This is a genomic window from Actinomadura sp. K4S16, from assembly GCF_008327685.1.
Taxonomy (GTDB): Bacteria; Actinomycetota; Actinomycetes; order Streptosporangiales; family Streptosporangiaceae; genus Spirillospora.
This window is the reverse complement of sequence record NZ_BDDE01000013.1, coordinates 360459-383375: the sequence shown is the minus strand read 5'-3', so window position 1 is coordinate 383375 and position 22917 is coordinate 360459. Positions and strand designations below refer to the sequence as shown.

Below are 22917 nucleotides of genomic sequence, written 5' to 3'. Positions count from 1 at the left end.
GTCAGCAGCCCTTGGCGCCACTGCCGGCCGGGCAGGCGGGCTTGGTGGTGGAGACCGCGAGCGGGCGGACCGGGACGCCGTCGCTCCACGTCCCGAGCGAGGTCTGGCGCGCCGTGCCGCCCAGCGCGTAGTCGCAGTAGGTGCCGGACAGTCCGCAGTCGCGCAGGGCGTCACCCAGCTTCCAGAGGCCGTTCCAGTCGAGCGCGTCGAGGACGGACGCGCTGTTGTTGCTGCTCGGCACCCGGTGGTCGGCGGTGAGCGCCGGGGACCCGTGGGCGTCGCTGAACATCCACAGGTAGTTGCGGTTGCTCGCCGGCACGTGCCCGGTCAGGTCCCAGATCGCGTCGCAGCCGGTGCGGCCGACCGTCGTGTCCTCGTCCGCGACGACGCAGTCGATCCTGGTCGTGGACGGGATGCCCGCCAGGGACGCGTCGATGGACCTGTCGTAGGGCATGGCGAACATGATCGAGCTAGGGCGGGGGAGCGCCTCCGCCGACCAGCGGGCGGCGATGTTGGCGGCGGTCGGCCCGCCGTAGGAGTGGGCGACGAGCGTCATGCCCCCGGAGGTGTCGGGCTTGACGGGCGCGTCGGCGGGGAACCTGGCCAGCGCGTCCTTGATGGAGTAGATGGCGTTGGCCGCGAACTCCTTCGGCGGGGTCAGCGCGCTCGTCTGGAAGCGCGGGAAGACGACCACGTTGCCCTTGCGGGTGAGGTGGTCGATCCAGTCCTGGTAGTACTTCGGGTCGTCGGCGGTCCATCCGTGCAGGAAGGCGACCAGCGGCGCGGCCGAGGGCGCGGTTCCGCCGCCCTGCCAGCCTGAGGGGCCGAAGACCCAGTAGTCCTTGGTGTGGTCGGTGAAGGTGACGCTGCGGACGGTGGTGGCCGACCACCGGTAGTCCGCGCCCCCTGGGCCGGACGCGGGCTGCGGGGGCGGCGTGGGCGCCGCCGCGAGCGCGCCGGGAGTCGGCCCGACGAGCATGGCGACCGCGGTGATCAGGACGAGGATCGAACCTCTGATCGCCGCCGTCTTCGGGTTGGTTCCTCGTAGCGGATTCTCCATCTGACTGCCTCCTCGGGGGTGGGCCCGCCTGGAGGCCGGGGCCTTCCAGGCAGGACGAGATGGGCTCGGCGCGCCGTACGGCGTGCGAGCGCTCGGAGGGGAATCGGGCGTGGGATGCCGGATTGGGCGTGGTCGCAGTGGGCGGGGTCAGAGTGCGGGGGCGCGGCCCCGGTCGCGTTCGAAGGTCAGCCGCGCGCTGATCGTCAGCAGGCCCCCCAGCAGCAGCGGGACGGCCAGCCCGTACATGGCCGAGACCATGGAGCCGGTCGCGTCCGAGACCACCCCGACCACGAGCGGTCCGAAGGCGACGCCGAACGCGCCGAACACGTGCACGACGGCGAAGCCGAGACCGCGCGAGGTCGCGGCCAGCACGTCGGCGATGGAGGCGGTGAGGTTGGGGATCGCCATCGCCATGGCCGCCTTCGACAGCAGGAGGAGCACCGCGAGCGCCCAGACCGAGGGCATCGAGATCGCCGCGACGAGGAAGCCGCCCCCGACCACGATCCCGGTGCCTCCGGCCAGCAGCCGGCCGCCGCCGCGCCGGTCGTTCCAGCGGCGGCCGAGCCAGGTTCCGGCCGTCACGCCCGCCACGACTCCGACGACGGTCACCGCGCCGCTCACCGATGCCGCGAGGCCCTCGGCGACGCCGTGGTCGCGGTGGATCAGGCTGGGCGTCCAGTAGGAGATGCCGGAGAGCCCGAACGCCAGGGCCGCCAGAGCGGCCGAGAGCAGCGCGATCGTCGGGGTCCCCAGCACCTGCCGGAGCTGCCGGCGGAAGCGCGGATGCTCGCGCCGTCCGGTGGGGGCGGCGTCCGAACCGCCCTCCGGGGCAGGGGGCCGATCGTCCTCGCCCGCGATCGCGTCGAGCGGGTCCGGCGCGGTGCCGGGCGCCCCGTCGAGCGGGCGCGGGACGGTGCCGGCCGTCCGGTCGAGCAGGCCGCGCGGGGGTTCCGTCAAACGCGCGCATAGCGCCGCGACGACCAGGCCCGGAATGGCGGCGATGACGAAGGCGGCGCGCCAGCCGAAATGCTGGGCCAGCACCCCGCCCACCACCACACCGACGCCCGCGAGATAGGGGGTCAGCCCTCTCCAGCCATAGACCTTCGCCCGGCTCTGGGGAGGATAGAAATCGGCCAGGAGGCTGCCGGAGAGAGGGCCGTAGAAGCCTTCCGAACTCGCCAGCAGCAACCGGATCAGAAAGAACATCCCGAACCCGGTCGCAAGGCTGGAGGCGAGCGTGGCGACCGCCCAGCACAGCACGATGACGGTGAGGATGCGGGTGCGGCGGTACCGGTCGGTGAGGTATCCGGCCAGCGGTGTCAGGGTGATCGCGGCCAGCGCCCCGCCCAGCGGCAGCAGCCCCGCGGTGGTGTCGCTGAGGCCCCACTCGTCCTGGATGAAAGGGAGCACGCCGGGGAGCAATTGATGCTCGAAACGGTCGATGAACCCGGCCGTCGCGATGACCGCCAGGGGTTTCCAGCCGTAGGGCGCGCGGCCGTCCGGCGGACGGGGTGAACGCCGATTCGGCACCGGGCTCCCCGCTCGGCGGATGTCGAAGTAGTCCTTGATCATTTGCCTTTCCCATACTCCGCGGGCATGGCGATCAGGCACCCTCCGCCCCCGCCTTCGAGCCGGGCCGGTCCGCGCTCGGCAGCCGTTTCGGTGAGGTCCTTGCGATGAATAGTGGCGCATTTGCACTGGGAGTGCAATAGTCGGTTCCATGTCGAGATGCGAGCTCATGACCACGGGGCGGGCCGCGCGCCCCGGACGGGGGGCGGCGGGATGAGGCCGCCCCGCGCCCTCGGCCCGGCGGCCGTCGCGTCCGGAGCGTTCCTGCTCACCCTCGCGCCGCTCCTGCGCCTCCAGGTGGCGCCGCGGATCATCGTCGCGCCCGCGGACGTCTACCAGCGGACGACGCTGCACGCCGAGGACGCCACGTACCTGGACGGCAGGACCGGCACCGTCAGGCGCGGCGCCCGGATCACGGCCGTCAACACGCTCCGCGGCGACGTGCGCGCGAGCGACGGGAGGACCGCCGTCTGGGACTCCTTCACCTGGATCGGGGACGCCGACACCGGAACCGAGATCGACATCCAGTCGCAGCGGGTGGCCTTCGACCGCCGGACGGCGCGGCTGGTCAACGCGCGCGGCGCCGCGGTGGACGGCGACACGCGCGTCCGGCAGTCGGGAATCGGGCCCTTCTGGCCGATCGGCGTGCGTAAGCGCACCTACCACGTCTTCGACACCAAGACCCGGACGCGCCGGGCGATGGTCTTCGCCGGCGTCGAGCGCGTCCAGGGCGTCAGGGTCTACAAGTTCGTCCAGCGCACCGAACCGACGGTGGTCGGCCCGTCCCCCACCCGGGTCCCAGCGTCGCTGCTCGACCTGGACAAGCCCCGCCCCGGATTCCCCGGCTATGACGCCGAACGCGGCGACGTCGCGGTGGACAAGGTCTACGAGGGGACGGTCACGGCCTGGGTCGACCCGCGTACCGGAACCCGCATCGACCAGCGGCAGGAGAGCCGGACGCTGCTCCGCACCAAGGACGGGGTCGATCGGCTGGTCGTCGCCGACCTCGTCCTGAGGCTGTCCGACGCCGACCGGCGGGACCGGGCGATCCGGGCGGACCGGACGGCCCGCACGATCGTGCTGCTCCGGGTCGTGCTGCCGCTCGCCTCGGCCGGCCTCGGCGCGGCGCTCCTGGCGGCGGCCTGCTTCATGGCCCGAGCCGCGCGGCGCCCCCGCCCGGACGCCGCACCTCCGCTCCCGCGCGAGCCCGCACCCGAGCCCGGGAAGCACGCATGACGACGCGCACCGCACCGTTGCCCGTACGAAAGAGAGCACACCAGTGACCGAACCACCTCCCACGACGGACGGTTCCCGTCCCATCGAGAGCATCGCGGCCTGGCGGGAGCTCCTGGACACGCTCGCCGAAGCGGGCGAGATGGTGGCGGGACCGGCGGACGGCATGCCGGCCGTCGACGTGGCGGAGGGATTCGGCTACCTCCTCAACGTCCTGACCGACCAGTTCGAACGGGCGTCGCTGCGGCGCTCCCGGCATCCGGTCTTCCTCCCGGGCGTCACACCCGTGCGCAAGTTCTTCTTCGACAACCCCGACACCGACTACGACATCGCGGTGCTCGGCGGCGCCTCGCGGTACCGCATCCGAGGGAACCGCGGGACGTCCGCCTACCTCGCGTTCTGCGTGTACTCCGCGATGGGCCGGGACGGGACGACCCGGCTGGTCAACCTGTCCGACCGGGACATCCGCTTCTCGCCCGGCGGCGACTTCGAGGTGATCCTCTCGCCCGAGGAGGCGCCGGGCGACTGGCTCCGCGCCGACGCCGGGTCCCGGGCGGTGATCGCCCGGCAGTACTTCCTCGACCGGGACGCGGAGGTGCCCGCGCGGTACCGGATCGAGGCACTGGACGAGCCGGCCCCGGATCCGCCGCTGGACGATCACGGCTTCGCCCGCGCCGCGCGCACGACGGCGACGTTCGTCAAGGCGGCGGCGTCGCTGGCGGCGCAGCGGGCGGACGGGATGAGCGCGACGCCGAACCGCTTCGTCGCGACCGGCGAGCACGGTCCCTACCGCACGCCGGACAACGACTACGTGGTCTGCTGGTACTCGCTCGACGAAGGGGAGGCGCTCGTCATCGACGTGCGGCCTCCGGAATGCCGCTACTGGGGGGTCCACTTGGCGAACCGATGGGGACAGTCCCTGGACCACCGGACGCGGCGGACGTCGCTGAACGCCCGCACCGCGGCGTCCGGGCCGGAGGGGAACGTCCGAGTCGTCGTTTCCGGAACCGATCCCGGCGTGCCGAACTGGCTGGACACCGCCGGACATTCCGAGGGATGGGTCCTGTTCCGCTGGCTGCTCGCGGACGCCCCGGTCATGCCCACCGCCGAACGAGTCGGGCTCGCCGCCTTGCGGGACGTCCGGGGCGCCGTGCAGCACACCGGGAGCGCGGGATGATCCAGATGTCGGGAAGAACGAACCGCCTCTTCGGGGCAGCCCTCACCGCCGCGCTCCTCACCGGCGCGTGCTCGACCGGACTCGGCGGCGGCGACGCGGGAACACCTGCCGATCCGGCGACCAGGGGGGCCGATCCGTCTCCATGGGAGACGACGGCGCCCGCGGCCGCCGGCCTGGACGCGGCGAAGCTGGAGAACGTGGCGGCGGTGGCCAAGAAGGGAAAGTCGGACTGCCTGGCCGTCGCGCGCGACGGAAAGCTGGCCGGCGAGTGGTATTTCGCCGAGGGACGGCGGGAGAAGGCGCAGCCGGTATGGTCCGCCACCAAGTCGTTCACCAGCGTCCTCGTCGGGATCGCCCAGGACGACGGCGCCCTGAGCCTGGACGACAAGGCGTCGAAATGGATCGACGAGTGGAAGGGGACCCCCGCGGAGGAGGTGACGGTCCGCGACCTCCTCAGCAACGTCTCCGGCCGGGAATGGAGCTTCCAGACCGACTACCGGCGCCTGCTCCGGTCCCGGGACCGCACGAAGTTCGCCATCGGCCTGAAACAGCAGCACGAGCCCGGCGAGGTCTGGGTGTACAACAACTCCGCGATCCAGACGTTGCAGCGCGTCCTGCAAGAGGCCACCGGCAAGGACGTCACCCGCTTCGCCGAGGAGCGACTGTTCGACCCGCTGGGCATGAGCCGCACCGCCATGGGCACCGACCGCGCCGGCAACACGCAGACCTTCATGGGGATCACCTCCACCTGCCGTGACATGGCCCGGTTCGGGCAGCTGATGCTCCAGAACGGGAAATGGCAGGGCCGGCAGATCGTCTCCGCCGCCTATGTCGAAGCGGCCACCGGCCGCCCGTCGACGAAGCTGAACGCGGCCTACGGATACCTCTGGTGGCTCAACCGGCCCGGAACCATCCGGGGCCCGGTCGCGGCGACCGACCTCGGGGGAGCGCGGGCGCCGGAGGCCGCGCGCGGCCCCATGGTGCCGGGCGCTCCGCCCCGGATGTACTGGGCCCTCGGGCTCGGCAACCAGCTCATCCAGATCGATCCGGGAACCAGGACCGTCGTGGTGCGCCTCGGGAAGACCGAACCGCGGCCCAAGCCGCCGACGTTCGGCCCCGCCGAGGCGTCCAAGGTCGTCACCGACGCCGTGATCCGGTAGCCGCGGTGGCGAGTCGGCGGCCGCGGCGGCCGGCCGGCAGGCCCGGCGGCGAGCCTGCGGCCCCGATGGCGGAAGGCGCCGCCCCCGTGACCTGGGGGCGGCGCCTTCGCGCTGCGGGGGGCGGCGTTCAGCTCTTGGCGGCCGCGAGATAGATACCGCGCGTCATCAGCGACGTGGCCGAGTCGGCGAGCGCGGTGAAGATCTGGCGGTACGCGTCCGCGACCTCTCCGTCCTCCGGGGCGGCCTGGCGCGCCAGTTCGATGAGGCGCGCCGCGATGCGCGGCTCGGCGTCGTCCAGCGCGCGGCGGGCCCGGGCGGCGAGGCCGTGCGGACCGCCCGCGAGCTCCGCCAGCACCGAGGCGAGCCGGTCCGCCCGCGGCGGCTTGAGCGCGGCCGGGTCCCCGTCCCACCAGCCTCCGTAGAGGCGCCAGATGTTGCGGACGATGAACTCCGGCTCGTCGTACGCGGCGCGCAGGTAGGGCTTGGCGGCCAGCTTCTCCGGAACCCGCACGGCATGGATGATCTCGTCCAGGCGCGCGCCGCCGTTCATGAGCTCCAGGGTCTGGGAGACCAGCGACTCCAGGTACTCCGCCACATCGGTCAGCGCCGTGCGTACGCGGTCCTTCCCGGCGACGGGGGCGCCGTGTCCCGGGATCAGCAGCGACGCGTCCAGTTCGGCCATGGCCCGCAGCGCGGCCGCCCACTCGGCCGGATACCGCTGGACCTTCTGCGGATTGCCGCAGTTGGGGGAGTTCCAGATGAACAGGTCGCCGGCCAGGATGATGTTCCGCTCGGGGACGTACGCCCAGGTGTGGTCGTCGGTCTCGCCGCGCGCGTGGCGCAACTCGAAGGTGAGGTCGCCGACGCGCAGCAGGTGTTCGTCCCGATAGGTGATCTCGGGGTAGCGGAAATCCTCCGGCCAGCGGAATCTCGGGTTCGCGAACTGCCGCGCGTTGACCGCCCGGTTGTAGTCCCTGGTCAGCGCGTAGCGTTCGAACCTGGCCTTGACGGCCTCGTGCGCGATGACGACGGGACGCTCCCCGTCGCCGCGGTCGGCCTCCTCGTCGAAGGGGCCGACGCCGAAGACATGGTCGATGTGGCCGTGCGAGTAGACGGCATAGCGGACCGGGTCGGGGCACCAGTCCCGAATGGCCTGATAGTTGCTCCTGGCCGTGTTCGGCGCCCCGGTGTCGAAGAGCACCAGCCCTTCGCTCGTCCGAAAGGCGGTGACGTTCGCGAACGCGGGCACCACGGCGACCCCGCCGGCGATTTCAAAGGCCACTCCCGTGGGGACGTCGCCGTTGAAGAACCCTTCCATCCCGACCTCGCCGTGCCACATCCGCTCCGCATATCGCATCAGCATGGACCCACTATTGCACTCAGAGTGCAAAGTTGCCAGTGCGCGCACGGAAAAGCGCCGGAACGCGTACGCGCAGGCGGAGGGAACCCGAGGAGCGAGTTGACGGCCCGGGGCGGAGGTCAGGCCGGGGGGCGGAGGTCAGGCGGGGATCAGTGTGGTGAGCAGCTCGCGGAAGCAGCGGCGCCTGTCCTCCAGGCTCAGCCGCCGCAGGTGGTACCAGGCGCCCCAGCTGACGGCGGCGTCCACGATGTCGGGAAGCAGCGGGTCGCGTCCGGCGAACTCGGCCGCGAACAGCTCGCGGAGCATTCCCCGCAGCCACTCGTCGCCCTCGTTGATCAGCCCGGCCACCACCCCCGAGGTGGAGGCCGCGATGGAGACGCGCCGGACCGGCGTCATGGTCTCGTAGATCCGTTCGAGCCGGCCGGCGAACCGCTCGATGCGCTCGGGGAGCGGGAGGTCGGGGCTGATCGGCTCGACCGTGGCGAGCAGCCGTTCGGCCTGCCGCTGCCCGGCCTCCACGTACAGCTCGTCCAGATCGGAGAAGTGAACGAAGACGCTGCGGCGGGACACTCCGGCCCGGGTGGCGATGCTGGCAGCGGTCGGCACCCGGCCGGACTCGCGCAGAAGATCGAGGAGGGCCTCGGTGATCGCCCTCCGGGTCTGCTCCGGGCCACGCGAACGCTGAGTTGAGTGGGCCGTCCCCATGACACCGCCAGTAGAGCAGGCCCCCGTCCCCCAGTGCAAGCGCGTGCTCGCGCTCCGCCGCGTGCGCCGACCGCCCGGGATCAGTCGAGAATCGCGGTGGCCTCGACCTCGACGAGCACGTCGTCCTCGAAGAGGTGCTCGACGCCGATGAGGGACGCCGGCGGCATGGGCAGCCGGAGCCCGATCTCCTCGGCGACGCCCTCCACGCCGGCCATGAAGTCACCGATCTTCTCCGGGCTCCAGCGGGTCACGTAGAACGTCAGGCGCAGCACGTCCGCGAACGACGCGCCCGCTCCCGCCAGCCCGAGGGCGGTGTTCCGCAGGGCCTGGGCGACCTGCCCGGCGAGGTCGCCGGGCGCCACCGGCGTCCCGTCGGCCAGGCGCGCGATCTGCCCGCTGACGTGCACATGCCTCGCCCCCGTCCCGACGGCCACGTGGTGGTACGGGGTCGGCCGCATCATGCCCTCGGGCGAGAGGTACTGGACGGTCATGGTTCTCTCCTTCGTCGTTTCAGGTATCTGTAAGCTACTTAGTAACCAAAAGGCACTTCAACGAGACCAGGTTTCGGCATGGATACCGACGACGAACTGCGCATCGACGCGCCGCACCGCGAGCTGCTCGACCAGGTGCTCGACAAGTGGTCGCTCAGCGTCCTCAACGAGCTCTGCGAGCGCCCCTGCCGCTTCAACGAGCTGCGCCGGGCCGTCCCCGCGGTCACCCAGAAGTCGCTGACCGCGACCCTCCGGCGGCTGGAGCGCAACGGGGTGGTCGAACGCGAGGTCCTCTCCACGCGCCCGGTGGCGGTCAGGTACCGGATCACGCCGCTCGGCAAGACCCTCCGGCATCCCGTCGACGTGCTGCTGGCGTGGGCCTCGGAGCACATGGCCGAGATCGAACGCGCCCGCGACGCCTTCGACGAGAGGGAGGACGAGGCGGGCACCTGAGAGGCCGGCGGCAGGACACCCGAGCTGAATCAGGAATTTGCGGTCCGTTTCCAAACCGTGCATGGTGAAGTGTCTCGCCGACCTGCTCCTTTATTTCTTTTGCCTTGGAGAGAACCACCTCACATTGACCGATACCCCGGCCTTGGGACACGTCGAGGAGGGTCCCTATGAAAACCCTCTGAAACGCTCGGCGAAGGTAGTGGCGCACCCGGCCCCCCGCTAGCTTGTGCTGATCAACGATCTCCCGGAAGGCCCACCATGCCGAACACCCTCCTGGGTCTGCCCCTCCACCCGTTCGTCGTCCATATCGTGGTCTTTCTGGTTCCGCTGACCGTGCTGGCCGCCATGCTGGCGGCCCTCTGGCCGAAGGTGCGGCGGCTGCTGGGGCCGTGGATTCTCGGCGTCGCGACGATCGCCGTCCTGACGATCCCCGTGGCCACCGAAAGCGGCGAGCACCTGGAAGACCAGGTCGGCCGATCCTCCCTCGTGGAAAAGCACGCGGAACTGGGCGACACCCTGCTCCCCCTGGCGGCCGGGCTCTGGGTGGCCCTCGCCCTCCTCATCGGCGTCGGCCTCTACGCCCGGCGGAACGCGGACCGGCCGCCGCGCTGGACCGGGGCGGTGACGGTGGTGGCCATCGTCCTCACGGTGGGCACGTCGGTCGCGACGGGCGTCCAGGTGGCCCGGATCGGGCACAGCGGCGCCAAGGCGGTCTGGCACGATGCGGGCACCGGGAGCAAGGACTCCGACGGAGACTAGACGCCGTGACCGCCCGCCCGCGCAGGGTCCCGTCCGCGGCCGCCGGCCTGGCCGCCGCGGTCCTGCTGGCGGGCGCCTGCGGCGGGAACGGGCACGCACCCGGCGCGGGGACGCCGGGCCGGTCGCGGAGCATCACGCCGGCGCCGTCCGGGGGCGCGGCGGCGGGCTTCGCGGCCTTCGGCGACTTCGGGACGGGGGGCGCGCGGCAGCGCGAGGTCGCGGACGCCATGCTGCGGTGGGCGGCGGCCGGCCACCGCATCGACGCGCTGGTGGGCACCGGGGACAACGTCTACCCCGACGGCGACCCCGCCCTGTTCCGGACGAGGCTCGACGCGCCCTACGCGGCGCTCCGCGCGACCCGCCCGATGTGGATCACGCTCGGCAACCACGATGTCCGCGACGGCCGCGGCGCCGACCAGCTCCGCCATCTCGGACTGCCCGCCCTGCCGTACGAGAGGAGGCTGCCGGGCCTCCAGTTCCTCTTCATGGACGCCGACCACCCCGACGCGTCCCAGAGCGCCTGGCTCGAATCGCGTCTGGCCGAGCCCGGCCCGCGGTTCCGCGTCGTGGTCTTCCACCAGCCGGCCTGGTCGTGCTCCCAGCACGGGTCGACCCCCGCGGTCGACGAGCGGTGGGTGCCGATCCTGGAGCGCCACCGGGTGGCGCTGGTGCTCAACGGCCACGACCACAACTACCAGAGGTTCGTCTCCGCCAAGGGGGTCACCTACGTGGTGACCGGTGGCGGCGGGCAGCACCTCTACGACCTGCGCACCGGCTGCGCCACGCCCCCGCGGGTCGCCGCCGCCAAGCGCTACCACTTCACCGCGGTCGAACTCCGCGCCGGCGCCCTCCAGCTCACCGCCGTGGCCGCCGACGGCGAGGTCATCGACCGGGCGACGATCCGTCCGGCCGGGTAGGGCTCGGCGGATCGGCGAGGTCGGCAAGGGGATCGCAAACGGAACCCCAATTTCCATGCGGCACCCGTTGCAATCCGTCTGCCCGGGAAGGAGTGCTGGACGTGGGGCCGCGGCACCCTAGGAAGACCTCCCGCGAACTCGGACGCGAAACTATGGACGCGCACACCAGCTCAGGAGGCGGCGAAGAGGAGACGGACCCTCCCGTCGCCATGGCCGGTGCGGCCGATGACGCGGGCTTCCTCGACCTGGCGTTCACCCAGTCGGGCTTCGCCATGTCGATCCACGACAGCGATCTGCGGATCGTCAGGGTCAACGACCTCATGTGCCGGAGGATCAACGTCTCGGAAGACGAACTGCGCGGCCGCCTCCTCACCGACGTCCTGCCCGGGCCCTTCTGGAGGCTGATGGAGCAGCACGTCCGCCACGTCCTCGACACGGGAGAGTCCGTGCACGAGGAGTACTACCGGCGGGTTCCCAGCCAGACCCGCGAGCGCAACTGGTCGGTCTTCCTGTTCCCCCTGAAGGACGAGGAGGGCCGGACTCAGGCCGTGGGGGTGGGCCTGCTCGACAGGACCGAGCAGTACCGCGCGCGGCAGCGGCTGACCATGCTGAGCGAGGCCAGCGCCCGTATCGGCACCACCCTGGACGTCACCAGGACCGCCCAGGAGCTGGCCGACCTGGTGGTGCCCCGTTTCGCCGATCTCATCCTCGTCGACATGCTCGAAGGGGTCCTCGTCGGCGACGAACCGGGCCCGGGGCCGCTGACCGGCCGGATCGCGTTGCGCAGCGTGGCGTACCGGGCCGCCTTCGGCACCGAACCCGAGGCGAGGCCGGGCGGCCTCGACCTGCGTCCCGAACCGTGGCCGCCGGCGCGGTGCCTGGCCACCGGCAAGGCGGTCCTGATGAGCGTCGACGATCCCGAGGTCGTCGAGGCGACTTCCCGCAACCCCGCGTGGGCGGAGGCCATCGACAGGTACCGGCTCCGCTCGGTCCTGTCCGTCCCGATACGCGCCCGCGGCGTCACGCTCGGCGTCGCCGCGTTCGTCCGCGGCGAGGCCGCGGAGCCCTTCGAGCAGGACGACGTGCTGCTGGGCGAGGAACTCACCGCCCGGGCGGCCGTGTCCATCGACAACGCCCGCCGCTACACCCGCGAACGCACCACCGCCCTGGCACTCCAGCGCAGCCTGCTCCCGCACGGCCTTCCCGAGCAGTCGGCCGTGGAGGCCGCCACCCGCTACCTGCCCGCCAGGTCGAACCTCGGCGTGGGCGGGGACTGGTTCGACGTCATCCCGCTGTCCAGCGCGCGGGTGGCCCTCGTCGTCGGCGACGTCGTCGGCCACGGCATCCGCGCCTCCGCCACCATGGGCCGGCTGCGGACCGCCGTGCGCACCCTCGTCGACGTCGACCCGTCCCCCGACGAGCTCCTCACCCGGCTCGACGACCTCGTCAGCCGGTTCTCCGCCGAGGAGGCCACCGGCGATCACGATGAGGCGGAGGACCAGGTCGGCGCCACCTGCCTCTACGCCGTCTACGACCCGATCTCCCGCCGGTGCACGCTCGCGCGCGCCGGGCACCCGCCGCCCGCGCTCCTCACCCCGGAGGGCTCGGTCGACTTCCTCGACCTGCCCGTCGGCCTGCCCCTCGGCGTCGGCGCCCTGCCCTACGAGAGCACGGAGGTCGAACTGCCCGAGGGCAGCATCCTCGCCTTCTACACCGACGGCCTCGTCGAGTCCCGCGACCACGACCCCGACACCGGGCTCGAACGCCTGCGGCAGGCGCTGAGCCGCCGGTCCGCGTCCCTGGACGAGACATGCGACGGCGTCTTCAAGGCCGCCCTGCCGGACTTCCCCGTGGACGACGCCGCGCTGCTCATCGCCCGCACCAACGCCCTGAGCGAGGACCAGTACGCCTCCTGGGAGCTGCCGGCCACCCCGGCAGTCGTCGCCGAGACCCGCGACCAGGTGAGCGAGCGGCTCGCGCGCTGGGGCCTCGACGAGGCCGCCTACGTCACCGAGCTCATCGTCAGCGAGCTCGTGACCAACGCGATCCGTTATGCCAGCGGCCCGATCCAGCTGCGCCTCATCCGGGACCGGACGCTCATCTGCGAGGTCTCCGACGGCAGCAGCACCGCCCCGCACCTGCGCCGCGCCCGCCTCCTCGACGAGGGAGGACGCGGCCTCCTGCTCGTCGCCCAGCTCACCCAGCGCTGGGGAACCCGCCAGACCCCCCGCGGCAAGACCATCTGGACCGAGCAGCCCCTCACCGGCGCCGACTTCAGCGGCATCCTCGACCAGTTCGACGACCTGGAGTGAAAACCGCCGGGGCGGTCCGTCTTAGCGCTAGACGACTCCCGGAGCGTGCTCGTGGCCCAGCTCGGCGGACAGCTCGCGGGCGACCGCCAGCGTGCGGCGTCCGGCCTCGTCGAGATGGGGGCCAAGGCGCGCCTTGGGCGCCGACACGTTGATCGCGGCCACGATGGTGCCGCGGAAGTCCCGCACGGGGGCGGAGACGCCGACGAGCCCCGCCTCGAACTCCTCGTCCACGGACGCGTAGCCGCGCCTGCGGATGGCCGCGACCTCGCGCAGCAGGTCGTCGGCGGCCTGGATCCGCAGCCTGGCCTGCGCATGGCCAGGCTCGTCGAGCCAGGAGGCCGCCCAGGAGCGCAGCGTGTCGGGCGCCCAGTCGGAGACCAGGACGCGCCCGGCCGAGGTCATGAGCACCGGTACCGTCACGCCCTCCCAGCCCAGCCCCCGGAAGGCGTGGGACGGCGACACCGACAGCAGCGTCAGGACCGCGGAGCCGCGCAGCACGCACAGGTGGGTGGTCTCGTTGAGGCCCGCGACCAGGCGGCGAAGGTAGGGCCCGGCCGTACGCGTCAGACGCGCCTCGGTGGTGCGGGCCGCGAGTGAGTACAGCCGCCAGCCGAGGCGGAACTCCAGCGAGTCGGGGTCGCGGTCGACCAGGGCCTCGGCCTCCATGACCTTGAGGGCGCGCGAGACCTGGCTCTTCTCCCGGTCCAGCAGCCGGGCGATCCGGCTGACGCCGAGACCGCGCGCGGCGTGCTCGGGTTGGGCGAGCAGGTCGAGTATCTCCAGGTCACGCCGGAGTCCGGTGGACGGGGCCGGGTCCCGAGAGGGCGTCGTGTGCGGGGGGAGGGCCAAGGGGGTTCTCCGATCGAGATCTTTGTTGCGGCTGGCGCAACAAGTATTGCAGCAAAATGAACACCGTCCTACGGTCATGCCAGCGAGCCGGAGAGACCCGGCCGAAACCTCCCTCGGAAGGACAGGAGGTAGCGCATGACGTTCGGCGAATACGTGTCGTCCCGCGGGGACGAGCTGGCCCGGGCGGCCGGCCAGCACGCGCTCGTCGTCGCGACGTCGATCCTCGTCGCCACCGTGATCGGCGTCGGAATCGGCGTGCTGACCTACCGCCGGCCCCGGCTGGCCGCGCTGTCGGTCGGCACCGCGGGCGGCTTCCTGACGATCCCCTCGTTCGCGCTGCTCGGCCTGCTCATCCCGTTCCTGGGACTGGGCTGGAAGCCGACCCTGGTGGCGCTGGTGCTGTACTCGCTGCTCCCGATCGTGCGCAACACGATCGTCGGGCTGCGCTCGGTCGACCCGGCCGTGGTGGAGGCGGGCCGAGGGATGGGGATGAGCGCGGCCCGGGTGATGGCCAAGGTCCAGTTGCCGCTGGCCTGGCCGGTCGTCCTGGCCGGGATCCGCGTGTCCACCCAGATGATCCTCGGTATCGCCGCGATCGCCGCCTACGTCGCCGGCCCCGGGCTCGGCAACCAGATCTTCGACGGGCTCGCCCGGCTCGGCTCGGTGAACTCGCTGAACGCCGCGCTCGCGGGAACCCTGGGCGTGGTCGTCCTGGCCCTCGCCTTCGACCTCTTCTACCTCGTCGTACGCCTACTCACCACCCCGAGGGGGCTTCGTGCTTGACAGCGGCAACGGTGGCGCCCGCATCGAACTGGACGGGCTCACCAAGCGGTACCCCGGCCAGGACGATCCAGCGGTCGACAACGTCACGATGGTCGTCCCGGCGGGCGAGCTGGTCGCCTTCGTCGGCCCGTCCGGCTGCGGCAAGACCACCACCATGAAGATGATCAACCGGCTGATCGAGCCGACCTCCGGCTCGGTCCGGATCGGCGGCGAGGACGTGCTGGGGATGCCGCCCGACCGGCTGCGCCGCCGGATCGGGTACGTCATCCAGCAGATCGGCCTGTTCCCGCATCTGACCATCGCGGACAACGTGGCGCTGGTGCCCGGCCTCCTGGGCTGGTCGAAGCCCAAGGTGCGGGCACGGGTGGAGGAACTGCTGGACCTGGTCGGTCTGGACCCCGCCCGGTACGCCCGCCGGTACCCGCGCGAGCTGTCGGGCGGCCAGCAGCAGCGCGTCGGCGTCGCGCGGGCGCTGGCCGCCGACCCGCCGGTCATGCTCATGGACGAGCCGTTCGGCGCCACCGACCCGATCACCCGCGAGCGGCTGCAGAACGAGTTCCTGCGGCTGCAGCGCGAACTGCGCAAGACGATCATCTTCGTGACGCACGACTTCGACGAGGCCGTGAAGCTCGGCGACCGGATCGCGGTGTTCCGCGAGCGCTCCCGCATCGCGCAGTACGACACCCCGGCGCGCATCCTGGCCGACCCCGCCGACGACTACGTGGCCGGCTTCATCGGCGGCGACACCACGCTCAAGCGGCTCGCGCTGGTCAGCGTCGGCGAGTTCGCCGGGAACGGCGCCGCTCTCCCGCCGGCCGGGACCCCGTCCGAGAACCCGGCCGGAGCGCTTCCCGAGGTCGGTGCCACCGCGACGCTCCGCGAGGCGCTCGACATCATGATCGCGAACGGTACGCGGCAGGTGGCCTGCGCGGGCCGCGTCCTGTCGTACGAGGAGATCTGCGCGGCGGTCGCACCGGCACGCGAGGACGAGGCGGTGCCCGGTGCTCGCTGAGTCGGCCGGCACGGCCGCCGTCGCCCGCGCCCCGCGGCGGGGCGCCGGGGTGCGGAGGGCCGCGCCGCGGTTCCTGCTCACCCCGCTCCTGCTGGCGGCGGTGCTCGGAGTCCTCTACCTGTGGGTGTCGAACCTCTCCCTGGACTCGATCGAGCGGCGCACGCTGAACGCCGGCTACATCGCCGCCCGGGTCGGCGAGCATCTGCGTCTCACCGGCATGGCGGTGCTGCTGGTCGTACTGATCGCGATCCCGCTGGGGATCGCCCTGTCCCGCCCGGCGGCGCGCTGGCTGAGCCCGCTCGTGCTCGGCCTGGCCAATCTCGGGCAGGCCACCCCCGCGATCGGCCTGCTGGTCCTGCTGACCATCAAGTTCGGGGTGGGGTTCCGGATCGCGCTGATCGGCCTGGTGGCCTACGCCGTGCTGCCGGTGCTCCGCAACACGATCGTGGGCGTCCAGCAGGTCGACCAGACCCTGATCGAGGCCGCCCGCGGGATGGGCATGACCCGCGCCCAGGTCCTCCGCCGGGTCGAGCTCAAGCTCGCGATCCCGGTGATCCTGGCCGGCCTGCGCACCTCGCTGGTGATGGCCGTGGGCGTGGCGACGCTGGCCACCTTCGTCAACGCGGGCGGCCTCGGCGACATCATCGTCAACGGCATCAAGCTGGACCGGACGCCCGTCCTCGTCACCGGCAGCATCCTGACCGCCGCCATCGCGTTCCTGGTCGACTGGGCCGGCGGCGTCGCCGAGGACCTGCTGCGTCCCGGAGGCGTCTGAGACCCCGCACCGCGAGGGGCGCCCGGACGCGGCGCCCGGAACTTCCACCCTTCACCCCACCCCCCCATCACCCCTCGGGAGTTCGTGATGTCCAAAATCAGCAGGATGCGGGGCCTCACCGTCCCCGCGGCCGCGGCCGCGCTCGCGGTCACCGCGCTGGCCGGCTGCGGCTCGTCGGCGGAGGTCGAGCAGGGCAGCCTCGGGCAGGAGCTCAAGGGCGCGACCTTCACGGTCGGCTCCAAGGACTTCTCCGAGTCGATCGTGCTCGGCAAGATCACCATCGCGCTGCTGCGCGCCCACGGCGCCACCGTCAACGACAAGACCAACATCAAGGGCTCGACCAACACCCGTACCGCGCTGACCTCCAAGAACATCGACATGTACTGGGAGTACACCGGCACCGGCTGGGTGACCTACCTCAAGCACACCGAACCGATCCCCGACTCCGGCCGCCAGTACGAGGCGGTCGCCCGCGAGGACCTGGAGAAGAACGGGATCGTCTGGACGAAGCCCGCGCCGCTCAACAACACCTACGCCTTCGCCGTCCAGAAGGACAAGGCCGCGGCGCTCGGCGTCACGAAGCTCTCCGACCTGGCGGCCCTGGCCCGGTCGAAGCCGGCCGACGCCACCTTCTGCATCGAGAGCGAGTTCTCCACCCGCGACGACGGATGGCCCGGCATGTCCAAGGCCTACGGCCTCGACGTGCCGAAGGGCGGCGTCAAGTCGGTCGACACCGGAGTGATCTACAGCGAGACCAAGAAGGGGAAGACCTGCACCTTCGGCGAGGTCTTCGCCACCGACGGCCGGATCGCCTCCATGGGCCTGACCGTCCTCCAGGACGACAAGCGCTTCTTCCCCGTCTACAACGCGGCGCTGACCCTGCGGAAGGAGACCGCCGCCAAGTACCCGCAGATCCAGCAGTACCTCGACCCGGTCGCCGCCAAGCTCACCGACGACGTGATGCGCAAGCTCAACGCCCAGGTCGACGCGGAGGGGCTGGAGCCCGAGAAGGCCGCCAACGACTGGCTCGACGAGCAGGGGTTCCTCAAGTGACGAGCACGGACGCCCCCGACCGCGCCCCCGACCGCGCGCCCCGCCCGGCGACGGCCGTGCAGATCGGCGAGAGCTTCGTCGGGGAGGGCGCCGAGGCCGCCCACATCAACACCGTCCTCGGGCATCGCTCCGGACCGGCGGGAACCGCCTGGGCCACGGCCCTCGCCACCCCCCGCGCCGGCCACGTCCCCTTTGTCGCCGTGCTGAAGCCCGGGGTGCCGGCCAAGCCCATGACGCTGTTCGTGAACAAGGCCGCCACCGACACCGTCGCCCACGCCGAGTTGACGTGGGGAGCGGCCCAGGCGGGCGTGGCGGCGGGGGTCATGGACGCGGTGGCCGAGCAGGTCGTCCCCGCCGAGGCGGTCGACGACCTGGTGCTGGTCGCCGCCGTCTGGGTCAACCCGGAGGCCGCCGACGCCGACCTGGTCTACGCCAACAACCGCGCCGCCACCGGGGCGGCGCTGCGCGCGGGAGCGGCCGGGCTGCCGGGCGTCGAGGAGGCCCTCGAAGCCCGGCACTCGCCCGCCAACCCGTTCTACACACCCTCGGGGGACGAGTGAAGATCACCGGTATCCGGCTCGACCGGATGCGACTGCCGCTGGACCCGCCGTTCTACGCGGCCTGGGACCCCGTCCCGCGCGGTCATTTCGACGCCACCCTGGTCACCGTCGAGACCGACGAGGGCGTGGTGGGCTACGGCTCCGGCGACACGATGGACGGCTTCGAAGGCCACGAGCACCTGTTCGTCGGCCGGGACCCGCTGGCCATCGTCAACCACGTCAAGACGCTGGAGACGATCAACTTCCACGCGGGCCGCTACTGGCCGGTGGAGGCCGCGCTGTGGGACGTGATCGGCAAGGTCAGCGGCCTTCCGGTGGCAGCGCTCTTCGGCGGGGCCACGGACCGGCTGCCCGCGTACGCCTCGTTCGGCGAGCTGCGCCCCCCGGCCGCACGCGCCGAGGCCGCGCTGGCGGCCAAGGAGGCCGGTTTCCGCGCCATGAAGATCAGGGTGGCCCGGGAGCGCCTGGCGGAGGGGATCGCCGCCGTCCGCGCCGCCCGCGAGGCGGTCGGGGACGAGATCGCGCTCATGGTGGACCTCAACCAGTCGTGGCGGATGTCCGGCGACATCGCACCGGCGCTCGACCTGGCGTCGGTGCGCCGGGTGGCCGCCGAGCTGGCGGAGCTGGACGTGCAGTGGCTGGAGGAGCCGCTGCCGCAGTACGACATCGAGGGCGTGCGGACCGTGCGGGCGCAGACGGGCGTCCGCGTCGCCGGCGGCGAGATGGTGCGCACCATGCCGGAGCTGCTGCACCTGCTGGAGGCCGACGCGCTGGACGTCTACCAGCCCGACGTCGTCCTGTCGGTCGGGATGCTGCGCGCCCGCACCCTCGCCGAACTGGCCTTCGCGCGGCACCGCTGGTTCACCCCCCACACCTGGAGCAACGGGCTGGGGGTCCTGGCGAACCTGCACGTCGTGGCCGGTGTCGGCGGCGGGCCGTTCGTCGAGTTCCCCTATGACCCGCCGGGCTGGACGCCCGAGCGGCGGGACTTCTTCCTGACCGAACCGGTCGGCGTCGACGGCGACGGCCGCATGAGGGTCCCCGGCGCGCCCGGGCTCGGGGCCGAGATCGACCACGCCGCGGTGCGCCGGCTGGCCCGCGGCTGAGAGGGGAACGACCGTGACAGCGCACGAGCACACGTACGGGACCTGGCAGGAGCGGGCGGCGAACCCGCCCCTGCGGCGGGAGCTGTTCATCGACGGCGCGTTCACGCCGGCCGCCGACGGCGGGACCTTCACCAAGACGGGTCCCCGCGACGGGCGCGAGCTCGCGCGGATCGCCGCCGCGGGCGAGGAGGACGTGGACCGCGCGGTGCGGGCCGCCCGGCGCGCGTTCGAGGACGGCCGCTGGGCGGGCGCGAGCCCGCGCCACCGCAAGGAGGTCCTGCTGCGGTTCGCCGAGCTGATCCGCGCGAACCTGGAGGAGCTGGCCCTGCTGGAGACCCTCGACGTGGGCAAGCCCATCGGCGAGTCCCTGCGGGTGGACGTGCCGGGCGCCGCCGCCTGCGTCCAGTGGTACGCCGAGGCGATCGACAAGCGCTACGGCGAGATCGCCCCGACCGGCGCCGACGCCCTCGCGCTGATCACGCGGGAGCCGCTCGGGGTGGTCGGTGCGGTCGTCCCCTGGAACTACCCGCTGCTCATCACCTCCTGGAAGATCGCCCCGGCGCTCGCGATGGGCAACTCGGTGGTGCTCAAGCCGGCCGAGCAGTCCAGCCAGACCGCGCTGGCGCTGGCCGAGCTCGCGGCCGAGGCGGGGGTGCCCGACGGCGTCCTCAACGTCGTCCCGGGGCTCGGACCGGTGGCGGGGGCGGCGCTCGGCCGCCATCCGGAGGTGGACAAGATCGCCTTCACCGGCTCCACGGCGACCGGGCACCGGTTCCTGGAGTACGCGGCGCACTCCAACGGCAAGCAGGTGGCGCTGGAGATGGGCGGCAAGTCGCCGCAGATCGTCCTCGCCGACGCCGAGGACCTGGACGCGGCGGCCTCCGCCGTCGCCTGGGGGATCTTCTACAACGCCGGGCAGACCTGCAACGCCGGGTCGAGGCTGCTGGCCGACACCCGGATCATGGACGACCTGCTGGCCCGCGTCACCAAGATTGCCGAGGGGATCCGGGTCGGCGACCCGCTCGACCCGGCCACGCAGATGGGCGCGATGGTCGACCGGGCGCAGCTGGACAAGGTCGTCGGGTACGTCGCGCTCGGCCGGGAGGAGGGCGGCCGGCTCGTCACCGGCGGCGACCGCGTCCGTGCGGAGTCCGGGGGCTACTTCGTCGCCCCGACCGTGCTGCGCGATGTCGACAACGACTGCCGCGTCGCGCAGGAGGAGATCTTCGGACCGGTGCTGACGGCCACGGAGATCGGCTCGGCGGAGGAGGCCGTCCGGCTGGCGAACCGGACCCGCTACGGGCTGGCCGCGAGCGTGTGGACCGGCCGCCTGTCCACGGCGCACCGGGTCGCCCGCGCCCTGCGCGCCGGGACCGTGTGGGTCAACACCTTCGACGCGAGCGACGTGATCACGCCGTTCGGCGGGTTCAAGGACTCCGGCAGCGGCCGGGACAAGTCCCTGCATGCGCTGGACGCCTACTCCGCCCTCAAGACCACCTGGATCAACATGAACGAGCAGCCCGCGGGGGACGCATGAGACTGGGATTCATCGGCCTGGGGAACATGGGCGGCCCCATGTGCCGCAACCTCCTGGCCGCCGGATACGACGTGGCGGTGCACGACGCGCGGCGCGAGGCCGCCGCCGAGGCCGAGCGGATGGGCGCCGTCTGGACGGCCGCCCCCGCCGAGGCGGGCGCGGGCCGCGACGTGGTGATCACGATGCTGCCCACGCCCCGGCACGTCGAGTCCGTGCTGCTGGGCCCCGGCGGACTGCTCGGCGCCCTCGGCGAGGGCGCTGTGTGGGTGGACATGTCCACCTCGGTGCCCGAGGTGGCCGACCGGGTCCGCAAGGCCGCCGCGGGGCGCGGAGTGCACGTGCTCGACGCCCCCGTCTCCGGGATGGCGGCCGGGGCCCGCACCGGAACGCTCCAGATCTTCGTGGGCGGCGACCGCGAGGTGTACGAGCGGGTCCGGCCCGTGTTCGACGTCCTCGGCGACCCCGAACGCGTCATGCGGGTGGGCGGCCACGGCGCCGGCTACACCGTCAAGCTGATGATCAACCTGCTGTGGTTCGCGCATCTCGTCGCCACCAGCGAGGTGCTGTCCATCGGCACCAGCGCCGGCGTCGAGGTCGGCGTGCTGCGCGACGCGCTGCTCGCCAGCCCCGCCGCCAGCAACTTCCTGGACCGCGACATGCTGTCGGTGCTGCGCGACGGCGACTACGACGACTCCTTCGCCATCGCGCTGGCCTGCAAGGACCTCGGTCTCGCCAACGACCTGGCGCGCGAGGTGAAGGTCCCGGCCGAGCTGGCGGCCCTCGTCGAGCAGGTCTACCGGCGGGCGCGCCGCAGCTACGGCGACCTCGCCGGCGAGATGACGCCCGTCAAGCTCTGGGAGGACCTGATGGAGGTCCCCCTGCGGCTCGCACCCCAGGGAGCATGACCATGAACGAACTCGCCCTCACTCCGATGCCCGCGGCCCACCTGGGGCCCGGCAAGGTCCGCGCCCTCGGCGAACTCGCCGGGTCGCGCCGAGTCCTCGTGGTGACCGACGCCGGCATCGCCGCCACCCCCGTGCTCGACGCCGTACGGAACGCGCTCCCGGACGGGGACGTCGCGGTCTTCGCCGGCGTGCACTCCAACCCGACCACCGATGACATCGGCGCGGGCGCGGTCGCCGCCGAGAACGCGCGGGCCGAGCTGCTGGTGGCGCTGGGCGGCGGATCGGCCATGGACGCCGCCAAGGGCATCGCGCTGGCCGCGGTCAACCCGCAGCGCGGACGCGACCTGGACTACCGCGGCGAGTTCCGCCGCGCCGGCCTGCCGATCATCGCCGTGCCGACCACGGCGGGCACCGGCGCCGAGACCAACGCCTTCGGCGTGATCACCGACGTCGAGACCCACCGCAAGTTCTACGTCGGACATGCGAGCACGCTGCCCGAGGCCGCCGTGCTCGACCCGGAGCTCACCGTGGGACTGCCGCCCGGCCCCACCGCGGCCACCGGCATGGACGCCCTCACCCACGCGCTGGAATCGTTCTCCTCCGTACGGGCCAACCCCTGGTCGGACGGGCTCGCGCTGCAGGTCGTCCGGATGGTCTCGACGCACCTGCCGCACGCCTACGACGACGGGAAGGACCTGGAGGCCCGCTCGCAGATGCTGCTGGCGGCCCACATGGCGGGGGTCGGCATGGCGGCCACGGGGCTGGGCCTGTGCCACGGGATCGCGCACCCGCTCGGCGGACGGTTCGACATCGTCCATGGCGTCGCGCTGACCGCGCTGCTCCCGCACGTCCTGCGCTTCAACCTGCCGGTACGGCTGGAGCGGACGGCTCAGGTGGGCTTCGCCATGGGCGTCGGCGACACCGCCAAACCCGACGCGTGGAACGCCGACGCCGCGATCGAGGCCGTCCGCGCCCTGGGGGCCCGGGTGGGTCTGACCGGCGGGCTGGCCGAGCACGGCGTCACCGGCGAGGACCACGACCTGCTGGCCAGGGACGCGCTGGAGGACGAGGTCACGGTGAACACGCCGCGGTTCCCGTCCGCCGACGAGATCACCGCGATCCTGGCCGCGGCCGGATGAGC

At 72.4% G+C, this 22917-nt stretch carries 22 protein-coding genes; 16 read left to right on the top strand and 6 right to left on the bottom strand.

The annotated features are described in order from the left end of the window. Position 1 precedes the first annotated feature (1 nt). Together K4S16_RS16920 and K4S16_RS16915 are read right to left on the bottom strand one after the other, a co-directional pair. Entirely contained in the window at positions 2-1060 is a 1059-nt protein-coding gene (locus tag K4S16_RS16920; protein WP_149259893.1) for a hypothetical protein, read from the bottom strand. Positions 1061-1207: 147 nt separating this feature from the next. Beyond that, the gene (locus K4S16_RS16915; protein ID WP_160160935.1) at positions 1208-2632 is read right to left on the bottom strand and encodes an MFS transporter; all 1425 of its coding nucleotides are present in this window, start codon (positions 2630-2632) and stop codon (positions 1208-1210) included. A gap of 156 nt (positions 2633-2788) precedes the next feature. On the opposite strand from K4S16_RS16915, the gene K4S16_RS16910 reads away from it, so the two are divergent. From K4S16_RS16910 to K4S16_RS16900, 3 genes are read left to right on the top strand one after another with little or no spacing between them, the layout of a single operon-like run. Then, positions 2789-3865: a porin PorA family protein gene (locus tag K4S16_RS16910; RefSeq protein ID WP_149259891.1), complete on the top strand. Its 1077-nt coding sequence runs from the start codon at positions 2789-2791 to the stop codon at positions 3863-3865. 43 nt (positions 3866-3908) lie between these two features. After that, positions 3909-5039: a DUF1254 domain-containing protein gene (locus K4S16_RS16905; protein ID WP_149259890.1), complete on the top strand. Its 1131-nt coding sequence runs from the start codon at positions 3909-3911 to the stop codon at positions 5037-5039. A 5-nt stretch (positions 5040-5044) separates the two neighbouring features. Then, positions 5045-6199 carry a serine hydrolase gene (locus K4S16_RS16900; RefSeq protein ID WP_149259889.1) on the top strand — a complete coding sequence of 385 codons (1155 nt, stop codon included), beginning with the start codon at positions 5045-5047 and terminating at the stop codon, positions 6197-6199. 127 nt (positions 6200-6326) lie between these two features. On the opposite strand, the gene K4S16_RS16895 is transcribed toward K4S16_RS16900, so the two are convergent. From K4S16_RS16895 to K4S16_RS16885, 3 genes are all read right to left on the bottom strand, one after another. Continuing rightward, positions 6327-7562, bottom strand: a complete 1236-nt coding sequence (locus K4S16_RS16895) for an alkyl sulfatase dimerization domain-containing protein (protein ID WP_149259888.1) — start codon at positions 7560-7562, stop codon at positions 6327-6329. Positions 7563-7697: 135 nt separating this feature from the next. Further along, entirely contained in the window at positions 7698-8264 is a 567-nt protein-coding gene (locus K4S16_RS16890) for a TetR/AcrR family transcriptional regulator (RefSeq protein ID WP_149259887.1), read from the bottom strand. Positions 8265-8344: 80 nt separating this feature from the next. After that, positions 8345-8755 carry a RidA family protein gene (locus K4S16_RS16885; RefSeq protein ID WP_149259886.1) on the bottom strand — a complete coding sequence of 137 codons (411 nt, stop codon included), beginning with the start codon at positions 8753-8755 and terminating at the stop codon, positions 8345-8347. A 78-nt stretch (positions 8756-8833) separates the two neighbouring features. On the opposite strand from K4S16_RS16885, the gene K4S16_RS16880 reads away from it, so the two are divergent. The 4 genes from K4S16_RS16880 to K4S16_RS16865 all read left to right on the top strand — a co-directional run bounded on the left by K4S16_RS16880 (position 8834) and on the right by K4S16_RS16865 (position 13196). Then, the gene (locus K4S16_RS16880) at positions 8834-9208 is read left to right on the top strand and encodes a helix-turn-helix domain-containing protein (RefSeq protein ID WP_149259885.1); all 375 of its coding nucleotides are present in this window, start codon (positions 8834-8836) and stop codon (positions 9206-9208) included. Between the two features lie 258 nt (positions 9209-9466). After that, positions 9467-9967 carry a DUF2231 domain-containing protein gene (locus K4S16_RS16875; protein ID WP_149259884.1) on the top strand — a complete coding sequence of 167 codons (501 nt, stop codon included), beginning with the start codon at positions 9467-9469 and terminating at the stop codon, positions 9965-9967. 5 nt (positions 9968-9972) lie between these two features. Continuing rightward, entirely contained in the window at positions 9973-10884 is a 912-nt protein-coding gene (locus tag K4S16_RS16870; protein ID WP_160160934.1) for a metallophosphoesterase, read from the top strand. A 152-nt stretch (positions 10885-11036) separates the two neighbouring features. After that, the gene (locus K4S16_RS16865) at positions 11037-13196 is read left to right on the top strand and encodes a SpoIIE family protein phosphatase (protein ID WP_149259883.1); all 2160 of its coding nucleotides are present in this window, start codon (positions 11037-11039) and stop codon (positions 13194-13196) included. 27 nt (positions 13197-13223) lie between these two features. Here K4S16_RS16865 and K4S16_RS16860 read toward each other — a convergent pair whose 3' ends face one another. Beyond that, positions 13224-14045, bottom strand: coding sequence for an IclR family transcriptional regulator (locus K4S16_RS16860; RefSeq protein WP_235036857.1), 822 nt, complete (start codon positions 14043-14045; stop codon positions 13224-13226). A 135-nt stretch (positions 14046-14180) separates the two neighbouring features. Here K4S16_RS16860 and K4S16_RS16855 point away from each other — a divergent pair, with 135 nt between their 5' ends. The 9 genes from K4S16_RS16855 to K4S16_RS16815 all read left to right on the top strand — a co-directional run bounded on the left by K4S16_RS16855 (position 14181) and on the right by K4S16_RS16815 (position 22915). After that, positions 14181-14828 carry an ABC transporter permease gene (locus tag K4S16_RS16855; protein ID WP_149259881.1) on the top strand — a complete coding sequence of 216 codons (648 nt, stop codon included), beginning with the start codon at positions 14181-14183 and terminating at the stop codon, positions 14826-14828. Then, complete coding sequence (locus tag K4S16_RS16850; RefSeq protein WP_235036856.1) at positions 14821-15840, top strand: ABC transporter ATP-binding protein; 1020 nt, start codon at positions 14821-14823, stop codon at positions 15838-15840. Before K4S16_RS16855 ends, K4S16_RS16850 begins: the two co-directional genes overlap by 8 nt. After that, entirely contained in the window at positions 15830-16615 is a 786-nt protein-coding gene (locus tag K4S16_RS16845) for an ABC transporter permease (RefSeq protein ID WP_200841923.1), read from the top strand. The genes K4S16_RS16850 and K4S16_RS16845 overlap by 11 nt, the downstream gene beginning before the upstream one ends. 87 nt (positions 16616-16702) lie before the next feature. After that, positions 16703-17668, top strand: coding sequence for a glycine betaine ABC transporter substrate-binding protein (locus K4S16_RS16840; protein WP_200841922.1), 966 nt, complete (start codon positions 16703-16705; stop codon positions 17666-17668). After that, positions 17665-18228, top strand: coding sequence for a formaldehyde-activating enzyme (fae, locus tag K4S16_RS16835; RefSeq protein ID WP_200841921.1), 564 nt, complete (start codon positions 17665-17667; stop codon positions 18226-18228). Before K4S16_RS16840 ends, fae begins: the two co-directional genes overlap by 4 nt. Continuing rightward, the gene (locus K4S16_RS16830) at positions 18225-19334 is read left to right on the top strand and encodes a mandelate racemase/muconate lactonizing enzyme family protein (RefSeq protein ID WP_149259880.1); all 1110 of its coding nucleotides are present in this window, start codon (positions 18225-18227) and stop codon (positions 19332-19334) included. Before fae ends, K4S16_RS16830 begins: the two co-directional genes overlap by 4 nt. Positions 19335-19347: 13 nt before the next feature. Next, a complete protein-coding gene (locus K4S16_RS16825) occupies positions 19348-20871 on the top strand; it encodes an aldehyde dehydrogenase family protein (RefSeq protein ID WP_200841920.1) in 1524 nt (507 codons plus the stop codon). Continuing rightward, on the top strand, positions 20868-21776 hold the full coding sequence (locus K4S16_RS16820; protein WP_149259879.1) for an NAD(P)-dependent oxidoreductase: 909 nt from the start codon (positions 20868-20870) through the stop codon (positions 21774-21776). The genes K4S16_RS16825 and K4S16_RS16820 overlap by 4 nt, the downstream gene beginning before the upstream one ends. Positions 21777-21778: 2 nt before the next feature. Beyond that, positions 21779-22915 carry an iron-containing alcohol dehydrogenase family protein gene (locus K4S16_RS16815; protein WP_200841919.1) on the top strand — a complete coding sequence of 379 codons (1137 nt, stop codon included), beginning with the start codon at positions 21779-21781 and terminating at the stop codon, positions 22913-22915. Positions 22916-22917: the final 2 nt, after the last annotated feature.